The sequence below is a fragment of the Microbacterium sp. zg-Y1090 genome, assembly GCF_030246945.1.
GTDB lineage: Bacteria > Actinomycetota > Actinomycetes > Actinomycetales > Microbacteriaceae > Microbacterium > Microbacterium wangruii.
Genome location: NZ_CP126742.1, coordinates 1,347,997 through 1,359,351 on the forward strand (window position 1 = coordinate 1,347,997; position 11,355 = coordinate 1,359,351).

At 73.3% G+C, this 11,355-nt stretch carries 8 protein-coding genes; 3 read left to right on the forward strand and 5 right to left on the reverse strand.

The genetic code is table 11. From position 1 onward, the window contains the following. Position 1: 1 nt before the first annotated feature. A complete protein-coding gene (locus tag QNO26_RS06350) occupies positions 2–424 on the reverse strand; it encodes a PLDc N-terminal domain-containing protein (protein WP_257531751.1) in 423 nt (140 codons plus the stop codon). 107 nt (positions 425–531) lie between these two features. After that, entirely contained in the window at positions 532–1,989 is a 1,458-nt protein-coding gene (locus tag QNO26_RS06355; protein WP_257638322.1) for a DEAD/DEAH box helicase, read from the reverse strand. Positions 1,990–2,141: 152 nt separating this feature from the next. Between QNO26_RS06355 and QNO26_RS06360 the strand changes: the two genes are divergently transcribed. Continuing rightward, positions 2,142–2,858, forward strand: coding sequence for a ferritin-like domain-containing protein (locus QNO26_RS06360; protein ID WP_257638323.1), 717 nt, complete (start codon positions 2,142–2,144; stop codon positions 2,856–2,858). A 36-nt stretch (positions 2,859–2,894) separates the two neighbouring features. On the opposite strand, the gene QNO26_RS06365 is transcribed toward QNO26_RS06360, so the two are convergent. Both QNO26_RS06365 and QNO26_RS06370 read right to left on the reverse strand, forming a co-directional pair. Further along, entirely contained in the window at positions 2,895–3,185 is a 291-nt protein-coding gene (locus tag QNO26_RS06365) for a hypothetical protein (RefSeq protein ID WP_257531290.1), read from the reverse strand. Between the two features lie 3 nt (positions 3,186–3,188). Beyond that, positions 3,189–3,413 carry a DUF3107 domain-containing protein gene (locus QNO26_RS06370; RefSeq protein ID WP_257531288.1) on the reverse strand — a complete coding sequence of 75 codons (225 nt, stop codon included), beginning with the start codon at positions 3,411–3,413 and terminating at the stop codon, positions 3,189–3,191. Positions 3,414–3,569: 156 nt separating this feature from the next. Between QNO26_RS06370 and QNO26_RS06375 the strand changes: the two genes are divergently transcribed. Both QNO26_RS06375 and QNO26_RS06380 read left to right on the forward strand, forming a co-directional pair. Beyond that, on the forward strand, positions 3,570–6,716 hold the full coding sequence (locus QNO26_RS06375) for an ATP-dependent helicase (RefSeq protein WP_257638324.1): 3,147 nt from the start codon (positions 3,570–3,572) through the stop codon (positions 6,714–6,716). Continuing rightward, positions 6,713–10,000 (forward strand): ATP-dependent helicase, encoded by a 3,288-nt coding sequence (locus QNO26_RS06380; protein ID WP_257638325.1) that lies wholly within the window; start codon positions 6,713–6,715, stop codon positions 9,998–10,000. Before QNO26_RS06375 ends, QNO26_RS06380 begins: the two co-directional genes overlap by 4 nt. Before the next feature lie 43 nt (positions 10,001–10,043). Here the strand turns inward: QNO26_RS06380 and QNO26_RS06385 are convergent, their stop codons facing one another. Next, positions 10,044–11,324: a phosphotransferase gene (locus QNO26_RS06385; protein WP_257531282.1), complete on the reverse strand. Its 1,281-nt coding sequence runs from the start codon at positions 11,322–11,324 to the stop codon at positions 10,044–10,046. Positions 11,325–11,355 lie beyond the last annotated feature (31 nt).

An 11,355-nucleotide genomic window follows, 5' to 3' on the forward strand; every position in this document is an offset into this window, starting at 1 on the left:
GTCAGCCCGCGAGGGCGCGGGCCTTCAGCGACTCGTACTCGGCCGGGGTGATGGTGCCCTCGTCGAGCAGGCGCTTGGCCTTGGCGATCTCCTCGCTGGGGCTGGGGCTGGTTCCCGCGACCGACTGGATGTAGGCCGCCTGAGCATCGCGCGCCGACTCGGCCGCCCGCGCGCTGCGGTCGGCCATGCCGCCGCCGCGCGCGATGAGGTACACCAGCGCCGTGATGATCGGGAAGAAGATGAGGAAGAAGATCCACACCGCCTTCCACCCGCCGCTCAGCTGGTGGTCGCGGAACAGATCGCTGATGATCGCGAACAGGGCGAAGAGGTAGGCGATGAAGATGAGCGCCGACAGGAACCACCAGATGAGATCCCAGAACGAGCCCCAGAAACCCTGATACTCCACCACGTCGATGAAACGCACGGGGATCACCGCCCTTCGTCGCCGACGACGCGCAGTGCGCCGTCGGCGCTCACTCTAGACCCGCCGCTGCGCGCGGGGAACGGGGCGGTTCGAGGCGGTCCGCTGGCTCAGGGCGCGGTGGGTGCGCCCGTGCCGGAACCCCGGCGCCGGCGGCGGCGGCGGGGCGCGGCCTTGCCGTCGTGGTGCTCCTTGCCAGCGCCGTCGTGCGTGCCGCCGCCCTCCGTGTCGCGCGTGGGCTCGGCGCCCGATGCGGTGCGCTCCTCGCCCTCGCCCTCGCCCTCGCCGCGGCGACGGCGACGCCGACGGGCGGGATCGGTGCTGCCCGTGCCGCCGGTGCGGGCGGTGGCATCCTGCGTCTTGACGGCCTGGGTGCGCGGCGCCGTGACGATGCGTCCCTTGGTGCCCGCGGGGATGTCCAGATCGGTGAACAGGTGCGGGCTGGACGAGTACGTCTCGACCGGCTCCGGCTGACCGAACTCCAGCGCCCGGTTGATGAGGGCCCACTTGTGCAGGTCGTCCCAGTCGACGAAGGTCACGGCGATGCCGGTCTTGCCCGCGCGGCCGGTGCGGCCGGCGCGGTGCAGGTAGGTCTTCTCATCGTCGGGGATGGTGTGGTTGATGACGTGGGTGACATCGTCGACGTCGATGCCGCGGGCGGCGACGTCGGTGGCGATGAGCACGTCCTTCTTGCCGGCCTTGAACGCGGCCATCGAGCGCTCGCGCGCCTCCTGGCTCATGTCGCCGTGCACCGAGGCGGTGTTGAAGCCGCGGTCGCTGAGCTCGTCGGACAGCTTCTGGGCGGCGCGCTTCGTGCGGGTGAAGATCACCGTCTTGCCACGGCCCTCGGACTGCAGGATGCGGGCGATGATCTCGTCCTTGTCCAGCGAGTGGGCCCGGTAGACGAGGTGCTTGATGTTCGCCTGCGTCAGACCCTCGTCCGGGTCGGTGGCGCGGATGTGGATGGGGTTCGACATGAACCGGCGCGCCATCGCCACGATCGGGCCGGGCATGGTCGCCGAGAACAGCTGCGTGTGACGCACCGGCGGGACCTTCGAGAAGATCTTCTCGATGTCGGGGAGGAAGCCGAGGTCGAGCATCTTGTCGGCCTCGTCCAGCACCACCTCGGTGGCGTGCGAGAGATCGAGCAGGCGCTGGTTGGCCAGGTCGATGAGGCGCCCGGGGGTGCCCACGACGATCTGCGCGCCGGCCTTCAGCTGGTCGATCTGGCCCTCGTAGGCCTTGCCGCCGTAGATCGCCACGACGCTCGTGGAGCGGCCGGAGGTGAGCATGTCCATGTCCTCGTAGACCTGGACGCACAGCTCGCGGGTGGGGACGACGATCAGGGCCTTCACGCCGGGGGCGGGGTCCGGTCCGAGGCGCTGCACCACCGGGATGCCGAAGCCGAAGGTCTTGCCCGTGCCGGTCTTGGCCTGGCCGATGATGTCCTGGCCGGGGAGGCCGAGGGGGATCGTCTGCTCCTGGATCGGGAACGCGTCCACGATGCCGCGGGCGGCGAGGGTGTCGACGATGTCCTGATCGACGCCGAGTTCGGCGAAAGTCGTCACGATATTGAGCCTGTCTGGCGGTGAGAGTCCGCCGGGATGAGTGGGTCCACGCCTTTCACTCAGCCGGAGGCGCGGGGCCCCGATCCATTGCCGGGGCACTTCCAGCCTACCGGAGATGCTCGAACGCCCCTGCGGGTGCGTATCGTGGGACCGTGGCCCGGTGGTTCTTCCAGCGCACGCGTCCTGCGGCGCGCACGCTCTCCCTGCGCTCGCGCGGCGATGCCGGCGGCGCCCGTCGTGTCGACTTCGAAGCGCTCGCGCCCGACGTCGACACGTTCCTCGGGCAGGCCGCCTATCTGCAGCTGGGGTACTTCGAGACGCTGAGCGCGCTCATCGCCCCGACCCCCGAGCTGGCGCAGAAGGAGTCGCTGTCGCTCGCGGCCGGCGCCGCGCTGCTCAAGCACCGGGGACTCGTGCGCCTCATCCGCGACCGCGGCGACGACGCGCTGGAGATCATGCTCCCGTTCCGGGAGCAGCTCGACGCGTTCCGGCGTGCGACGCACGGCGCCCGGCCGCTGGAGACGATGCTCTCGGTGCACATCACCGCCGGGATGCTCGACGACTTCTACCTCGCGCTGGCATCGAGCTACGGCGAGACCGGTCGCGAGGCCGCCGGCATCCTCGGCGCGGCGGACGACCGGCAGGCCATCCAGGACATGATCGTGGCCGCCATCGCCTCCGACGAGGAGTGGCGTTCGCTGCTGGCGCTGTGGGGGCGACGCCTCGTGGGCGACACGCTTCTGGTGGCACGCGCGGCACTGCGTCCGTCGATCCTCGACGAGGCCGACGAGAAGAAGGTGGAGCCGGTCTTCACCGACCTGCTGGCCGCCCACTCGCGCCGCATGGGTGCGATGGGCCTCGACGCCTGAGGCGTCTCGCGGAGACGGATCCGACGCCGCGGACGCTCAGCCGATCCGCAGCCGCGCGCGCTCCGCCTCATCGTCGCGCAGACGGCGCCGGGTGAGCACGGGGAGCAGGGGGAAGAGCACGACCGCCGGCGCGGCGAACGAGGCCAGCCAGATCCACGGGGTGTCGATGCCCGCTCCGGCCCAGGTCATCGCCGTCCAGACCACGCCGGCGATCGCTGCGCCGAAGACAGGGGCGAGGCCCGCGCCACGGGTGTCGCGGCCGCCGACGGCGAAGTGCGCGCCGAAGCCGACGACCACCCCGGCGATGAGGGCGAGAAGGATCTGCACGGGTCAGCCGACGAAGCCGATGCGGCGCGACTCCTCGGTGCCGATCTCGATGTAGGCGAGGGTCGCGGTGGGCACGATGTAGGAGTTGCCCTTCACGTCGGCGAAGCTGACGTGGGTGGCGCCGGACTCCAGAGCCTGCGCGACCGAGCTCTTGACGGCGTCGGCCGACTCGTTGGTCTCGAAGCCGAGCTCACGGCCGGTGTTGACGATGCCGATGCGGATCTCCACGGGTGACTGCCTTTCCGGCCCCGGCCATCGCCGCGGGCGCATTCCGACTCTACGACACGGCGGCACCCGCGAGGCGGCGCCGACGCGGCCGCTCGCTGTCGGCGAACGGGGCCGTGCGTCGGGCGATGTCGCCGGGGCGGGTTAGCGTGGCATGCGATGCGACAGACTCAGCAGCCGGCACCCGAAGCCGGCACCGACGCCGCCTTCGTCCCGGACTCCGCTCAGCGCCGCGTGCTGGCCCTCGAGCCCGGTGCCTCGGCGGTGGTCGTCGGCGCGCCCGGAACCGGCAAGACGGCGACCCTCGTGGCGCGCGTGCACGCGCTCGTGCAGGCGGGGGTCGATCCCGACGCTATCGTCGTGCTCACGGCCAGTCGCACCGCGGCCACGCTGCTGCGCGATCGCCTCGCCCTGGCGATCGGGCGGGCGACCGCCGGCCCGCTCGCACGCTCGGTGGCGTCGCTGGCGTTCCAACTGGTGCGCGGAGCCGAAGTGCATGCGGGTGCCGAGCCTCCGCAGCTGCTCACCGGCGCCGACGAAGACCAGCTGGTGCAGGAGCTGCTCGCCGGTGACGCCGACGACGAAGCCACCGGCTCGTCGCGGTGGCCGGAATGGCTGCCCGCCCCCATCCGGTCGACGGCCGGGTTCCGGGCCGAGGTGCGCACCTTCCTCGCCGAGTGCACGACGCTCGGCGTCGCCCCGTCGCGCCTGCACGCGCTGGGGGAGCGGCTGCAGCTGCCGGCCTGGCGGTCGCTGGCCTCTTTCGCGATCGAGTACGAGCGTGTCCGCGCCGACATGCGGGGAGCGCATCGCGACGCTGCGGGACTCGTGCGCGAAGCCGTCGGCATCCTGCGCACGAGCGCTCCCGGTGCACCGGCGCTCGGCGCCTTCGCCGGGGTGCGGGTGGTGCTCGTCGACGACGCGCAGGAGCTCACCCTCGGCGGCGTGGAGCTGCTGGAGGCGTGCCGCGCCCTGGGGATCGCCGTGACGGCGTTCGGCGATCCCGACGTCGGTTCGGGCAGCTTCCGGGGGGCCTCGCCGCGCAACTTCGCGCGCCTGGCCGCAGCGGCGGACCCGATCGTGCTCACCGGCGCCCATCGCGGCTCTCCCGCGCAACGGGCGCTGCTGGCGGCGGTCACCGAGCGCATCGGCGCTGTCGGCATCGTCAGCCATCGCCTGCGCCCGGCAGACCCGGACGACACCGTCGTACCGGATGCCACGGTGCGTGCGTTCGCGCTGCGCTCTCCGTCCGAGGAGTTCGACGCCATCGCGCGCCTGCTGCGCGAGCGTCACCTGCGGGACGGGGTGGCGTGGGATCGGTGCGCCGTCATCGCCCACGACACCCGTCAGGTCGCCGCGCTGGAAGCGGAGTTGAGCGCGCGGGAGGTGCCCGCCCGTGCCAGCGGTCCCGGTCGGGCCCTGGGGGTGCTGCGCCCCGTGCGCGACCTGCTGCGACTGCTCGAGCTGTCCGCCCGTCCGTCTTCGGAGTGGGCCTACGACGACGTCGCCGACGTGCTGCTGGGCATCGCCGGCGGAATGGACCCCGTCGAGCTGCGGCGGCTGCGCACAGCCCTGCGCCAGGCGGAGCTGGTCGCCGGCGGGGAGCGCGGCGGGCAGGAGCTGGTGGTGTCCGGCATGGCGCGTCCGCTCGAACTCGACCTCGTCGACACCAGGGAGGCACGCCGCGCCGCGCGGGCGGCGCGCACCCTCGAGAGTCTCGCTTCGCAGCACGCGGCGGGAGCCACGGTGCACGAGATGCTGTGGACGGCGTGGGAGCGGTCGGGACTGCAGGCCCCGTGGGCCGAGGCCGCCGCCGGGCACGGACCGCTCGCCGAGCAGGCCAACCGCGACCTCGACGCCGTGGTGGCGCTGTTCCAAGCCGCCAAGCGCGCGGTCGAGCGTGAGGACGGTGCGCCGCCGCTGGCGTTCGTCCGCAGCATCCTCGACAGCGACGTGGCCGAGGACCGCCTCACCGCACCGCCCCCCGAGGCATCCGTGCGGGTGCTCACCCCCGCGGGTTCGCTCGGCCTGGAGTTCGACACCGTGGTGGTGGCGGGTGTGCAGGAGGGCGTCTGGCCCAACACCCGCCTGCGCGGGAGCCTGCTGGAGACGTGGCGGCTCGCGGGTGCGGTCGCGGGCGACGATGCCACCGATGTGCTCGATCGCCGGCGCCAGGCGATGCACGACGAGCTGAGGCTGTTCGCCCGTGCGGTCTCCCGTGCGACCTCGCGACTGATCGTGACGGCTGTGGACGACGACGACACCGGGCCGAGCGTGCTGTTCGAGCTGCTGCCCGATCCGGAGCCGGCTCCGCGTGAAGCGGAGCATCCGCTCACCCTGCGTGGGCTCGTGGCGCTGCACCGTCGAGCGCTCACCGATGTCGCCGCACCGGCTGCGGCACGCGCGGCCGCCCCGGGCCAGCTGGCCCTGCTCGCCGACGCGGGCGTCGCCGGAGCCGATCCGGCACAGTGGTACGGCGTCGCCGGGCCCACCTCCACCGCGCCGCTGCGGGACCTCGAGAAGGAAGACGTGCGCGTCTCGCCGTCGCGGCTGCAGGCGCTGGAGGAGTGCCAGCTCAGCTGGGTCATCGGCGACCTGGGAGGCGACCCGGGGGGCTCGGTCGCCGGCCTCGGAACCCTGATCCACGCCGCGCTCGAGCACGGGGCGGGTCTGGACGAAGAGGGGCTGTGGGACATCGTGGCGCAGCGCTGGGGCGAACTCGAGTTCGACGCCGTGTGGCGCGCGCGCGCCGAGCAGACCCGCGCCCGCGACCTCGTCCGCCGGCTCCACCGCTACCTGCGCGACGCCGAGCGCGACGGGGTGCGTCTGGTCAGCGCGGAACCGCACTTCGAGGTGCCGATCGCGCTTCCCGATGCCGCAGAGCACGGCGCCCTGCTCAGCGGCTACATCGACCGCGTCGAGATCGGCCCCGACGGTCAGGTGGTCATCGTCGATCTCAAGACAGGCAAGACCGAGCCGCAGACCGACAAGGCCGTCGCCGACAACCCGCAGCTGGCGGCCTATCAGCTGGCGTTCGAGACCGGAGCCGTGCCCGCGCCGGAAGGCGCCCGCCCCGGCGGCGCCAAGCTTCTCGTGCTGCGCCCGTCCGCGGCATCCAAGGACTACGTGACACCCCGGCAGCTGCCGTTCGACGACGAATCCCGTGCCGCGTTCGTCTCCCGCGTCGTCGCCGCCGTCGAGGTCATGCGCGGCGACGCGTTCGTCGCCCCCTACGAGGAGCACTGCCGTGATGAGCATTCCTACGGCCTGTGCCGCATCCACACGATCGGAGCGGTGAGCTCGTGAGCACCGTCATCCCCGCCCACGTCATCGCCGCAGCGCTCGGGCAGTTCCCGCCGACGCCCGAGCAGGCCGCCGTCATCGAATCATCGCTGCAGCCCGGCCTCGTCGTCGCCGGGGCCGGCAGCGGCAAGACCGAGACGATGGCCGGACGCGTCGTGTGGCTCGTGGCCAACGGGCTCGTCCGGCGCGACCAGGTGCTCGGCCTCACCTTCACGCGCAAAGCGGCGGGCGAACTCGCCGAGCGCATCCAGCGCCGGCTGCAGCGCCTCGCCGAGTTCGAGCGGCGTGGTCTCGTGCCCCACCTGCCGCGGCTGCACGCGGAGGGCCGGCTCGACGTCTTCGCCGCCGCGACGACGGACGCCGAGCGCCGGGCCGCCCTGGCGGCACTGACGGCGCACACCGGCGCCGTCGCCCCCGGCGGTGACGACGAATCGCTCCTCCTGCGGCCCACCGTCGCGACCTACAACAGCTTCGCCGACGCCATCGTGCGCGAGCACGCCGTGCGCATCGGGCGCGACGGCGAGGCGGCCGTGCTCAGCGACTCCGCCGCCTGGCTGCTGATGCGGCGGGTCGTGCTCTCCTCCGACGATCCGCGGCTCGAGGAGCGCGGCGAATCGGTGCGCACCCTCATCGATGCGGCGCTGCGCATCGCCCGCGACAGCGTCGACAACCTCGTTCCGCTGCCCGACCTCGCCGCGTTCCCCGCCCGCTTCGCCGACGTGCTGGAGCGGCCATCGGAGAATCGTCGCACCGTCGTGTACGCCGATGTGGCGCGGGCGGCCGACAAAGTGGACGCGCTGTCGCTGCTGGCGGACCTCGCCGCCGAGTACGGGCGGCAGAAGGCGCGGCTGGGCGTCATCGACTTCTCCGACCAGGTCGCCGGCGCACTCGAAGTGGTCGGCAGCCACCCGGCCGTCGCCGACGAGCTGCGCGACCGTTACCGGGTGGTGCTGCTGGACGAGTACCAGGACACCTCGGTCGTGCAGACCGACCTGCTGGCGACGCTCTTCCGCGGCACCGGGGTGATGGCGGTGGGCGACCCCCACCAGTCGATCTACGGCTGGCGCGGCGCCAGCGCCGGCAACCTGGGGGACTTCGCGCGGGCGTTCGCCGACGGCGGCGCCAGCGGACGGTTCGCGCTGCGCACGAGCTGGCGCAACAGCCGGCAGGTGCTCACGGCCGCGAACGCCGTGCTCGAACCGCTGTCGGCGGGCGCCCCCGTGCCGGTGGACGAGCTGCTCGCCCGCCCCGGAGCCCCGGACGGCGACGTGCGGATCGCGTTCGAGGACGACCTGGATGCCGAGACCGATCGCGTGGCGGCGTGGTTCGAGGACGTCCGTCGTCAGCGCGCCCGGGCGGGCAGGCCGACGACCGGGGCGATCCTCTTCCGCAGCAAGAAGCACATGGTGCGCTTCGCCGACGCCCTCGGTCGCCGCGGCATCCCTCACCGCATCCTGGGACTCGGCGGCCTGCTGTCGACGCCGGAGGTCGTGGACGTCGTCTCCGCGCTGCGGGTCATCGCTGATCCGACGGCCGGTTCCTCGCTCATCCGGCTGCTGTCGGGTCCCCGGTGGGCGATCGGCCTGGCGGACCTCCGCGCCCTGGCGCAACTGGCGCGCCGCATCGTGCGGCACGACCACGCGCTGCAGCCGCTGGACCCCGATGTCGCCGAGCGGCTGCGCGGTTCGGCGGGCGAGGACCAGGGTTCGCTCATCGACGCCCTCGACTTCGTGCTGCGCCACCCCGCCGACCACGGCTGGCTGGCGGGATTCACCCCCGCCGCCCGCGAGCGGCTGCGGGAGGCGGGCGCGGTCTTCGCCGGCCTGCGCCGGGCGGCGCGACTGCCCATCCCCGAACTCGTGCGGCTGATCGAGCTGGAGCTGCGGCTGGACGTGGAGCTCGCGGCGAACGAGGCCCGGGGCCCTGCCCGCATCGCGAACGAGCAGCTGCGCGCGTTCGTGGACGAGCTGCACGGCTTCCTCGCCGCCGACGAGACCGGGTCGCTCTCGAGCCTGCTGGCATGGCTCGACCACGCCGAGAAGCTCGACGAGTTCGCTCCGCGCACCGAGCCGCCCGAGGACGACGTGGTGCAGCTGCTCACCATCCACGGCTCGAAGGGGCTCGAGTGGGATGCCGTCGCCGTGGTGCGCCTGGTCACCGACGAGCTGCCCACCGCGGCGAAGGACACCAAGGGGTGGCTCGGCTTCGGCGTGCTGCCCTACGAGTTCCGCGGCGACGCGCCGTGGCTGCCGCGCCTGCAGTGGTCGAGGCAGGACGCGCCCACCCAGCAGGCGCTCAAGGCATCACTCGAGCAGTTCGTCGCCGATCAACGCGCCCGCCAGCTCGAGGAGGACAGGCGCTTGGCCTACGTCGCCGTGACGCGCGCCCGCGATCACCTGCTGCTGTCCGGGTCGAGCTGGTCGGGGACGCGCAGCGCCCGGGAACCCAGCGTGTTCCTGCGGGAGATGGCCGAGGCCCTGCACCTCGAGCCGCCGGCGCCGGAGGCCGGCGAGAACCCCTACCTCGGCGAGCGGCGGCTGCTGAGCTGGCCGATCGACCCGCTGGGTGCTCGGCGCCCCGCCGTGCAGGCCGCTGCGACGGCGGTCGCGCGGGCGAGGAAAGCCGAGCCGGTCGAGCCGCAGCCCGAGCTGGAACTGCTGCTGGCCGAGCGGGCGGCACGCGCCGCCGACCGGGTGCGCTCCGCGCCGACGCGCATTCCGGCGTCGCGCTACAAGGACTTCATCGCCGATTTCGCCGGCACCGTCGCCGCCATCGCGCGGCCGCTGCCCGAGCGTCCCTACCGCCAGACCCGGCTGGGCACCCTCTTCCACGCGTGGGTCGAGCACCGGTCCGGGCTGGTGGGTGCGGGCTCCTCCGCCGACGACGCCCTGTGGGAGCTCGACGACGAGGCGGCCGACGGGGGCGTGGGGCTGTCGGCTGACGACGCCGAGGCGATGGCCGCGCTGAAGGACGCCTTCGCGGCCACGGAGTGGGCGCCCCTGCGGCCCATCGCCGTGGAAACCGAGATCGACTTCACCATGCCCGGCCCCGATGGGCGCGAGCACGTCATCATCTGCAAGCTCGACGCCGTCTACCGGCGCGCCGATCGCATCGAGATCGTCGACTGGAAGACCGGGCGTCCGCCGCGCAACGACGACGAGCGCCGTGAACGCATGGTGCAGCTGGAGCTGTACCGGCAGGCGTATCACGCCAAGCACGGGGTGCCGCTGGAAGACATCGACGTGGCGCTGGTGTACGTCGCCGACGGCGTGGTGCTGCGCGGCTGACCCGGGGCACGGCCGGGACCGCGGGAGCGCCGGAGCGCGGGAGCTACTCGGCGGCGCGCCAGCGGCGCAGCGCGTTGCGCGCGGACTCGTCCCGCTCCTGCTCGTGCGCCGAGCCGGGATCCTCGGAAGGCAGCGCATCGTCCATGCCGTGGTCCGTGCCCGCCGAGCGCGGCGCCGGGGAACCGGCGTCATCGTCGGAGAACAGTGAGAGTTCGAGGGGCTGGGTGACCTGCGCGGCCGGGTCGCCGTCGTCGGCGGCGGTGTCCTGCGCGAACATCGACAGCGTCGAGGGGTCGTAGGCATCGGTCTGCATCGAGGTGTCGACGATCTCGCCGGTCGCGTCGGACATGCGGCCGACGCTCGCGAGGGCGTCGTCGACGTCGACGGCGTCGGTGGACACCAGGGGCGTCTCGCCGACCCCCTCGGCCAGCGACTCCAGCAGCGCGACGGCGTCGGCCACCACGCTCTCGCTGCCCGCGGCGTGGCCGTGAACGAGCCACTTGGCGAACTCCAGCTCGGCGTGGAGCCGGGCGCGGTCGCGCAGGCGGGCATCCGGTGCCCGGTGCGCGCGCGTCAGGTAGCCGCCGTAGACGTCCTCCGCTGCGGTGGGAGCGCTCGCGAGCCACTTCAGGTCGGCGGCGGGGTCTCCGACGCTGAGGCCGTGCCAGTCGAGCAGGCCGGTCACGGTGGGGATGTCGTCGACGTCTTCGAGGAGGAACGCCGTGGGCTCGACGCCGCCGAGGGTGACGGCGGCCTCGAAGCGCCAGAGCGCGTCTGCCGCCAGCGCCGTGCTCCACCGGCGCAGCAGGGCGAAGGGCAGCAGCCCGGTCGCCTCGGCGCGGTCCAGCATCCGCTCGGCTTCGTCGCGCACCTGAGCCGGCGTGCGCGAGGGCAGTCCGGCGTCGCGGACGACCGACGTCGGCAGCGCGTGCACATCGGCGATCGCCGCTCCGAGCGACTCGGCCACACCGCGCCCGGGCGGCACGTGGGCGGCCTCGACCCGGTAGCCCGGCAGCAGGTCGCACACCACGACACGGGATGCGCCCAGGCCAGCCTCGCCCAGCACCTCGGGGGCTCGGAAGGGCAGCACGCCGCGGACGCCGGCGGACAGGGCCCGCAGCACACGCACCTGCGCGGCCAGTTCGTCGGCGGCGTCGGCGGAGGTGGGGACGCGCACGACGACGCGGCGACCGTCATCGAGGTCCGCGACCGCCGCGTCGAAGCGGCCGGCGGCGCCTTCGGTCAACTCACCCACTCCGACGACGACCGCCCGGGGGAGGGCCGACGTGACCGACGCGGCTAGAGTGAAGGGTGAGCGTGCCATGCCCACCAGGGTAGGTTGCGCGCGCTCCGAT

Excerpts from the sequence above, each read along its gene's own strand:
- QNO26_RS06375 (WP_257638324.1), top strand. The coding sequence starts at position 3,570 with ATGCGACAGACTCAGCAGCCGGCACCCGAAGCCGGCACCGACGCCGCC.
- QNO26_RS06385 (WP_257531282.1), bottom strand. The coding sequence starts at position 11,324 with ATGGCACGCTCACCCTTCACTCTAGCCGCGTCGGTCACGTCGGCCCTC.